Annotated in this window: 1 protein-coding gene; it reads left to right on the forward strand. The window is 60.5% G+C overall.

Annotated elements, in window-relative coordinates:
* On the forward strand, positions 1–337 hold a 337-nt coding region (locus tag JAO79_RS16175), incomplete at both ends, for a contractile injection system protein, VgrG/Pvc8 family (protein WP_265091699.1).

The raw sequence follows: 337 nt of genomic DNA on the forward strand, positions 1-337 counted from the left end.
TTTGAAACTGGCCAGCACCGACCCCGATGTGCAATCGGCGGATGTGTTGGAGCAGCCGGTGGATCTGGTGGTGTGGCAAGACGGCCAGCCCCTGCGCCGGTTCACCGGCGTGGTGAATGAATTTGTACGGGGCAACACCGGCCACCGCCGTACCCATTACGAAGTGGTGATCCAACCCCCGGTGTGGCGCTTGGGCTTGATGCACAACAGCCGGATTTTTCAGGCGCAGACCACCGATGCCATTGTGCGCACCCTACTGGAAGAGCGGGGCATTGTGGATACGGTGTTTGACCTGAAACGCTCGCCCGAAGAACGGGAATACTGCGTCCAGCACCGT

Origin of the sequence: Marinobacter litoralis, from assembly GCF_016427555.1 — a bacterium.
GTDB classification, from domain to species: domain Bacteria; phylum Pseudomonadota; class Gammaproteobacteria; order Pseudomonadales; family Oleiphilaceae; genus Marinobacter; species Marinobacter litoralis_A.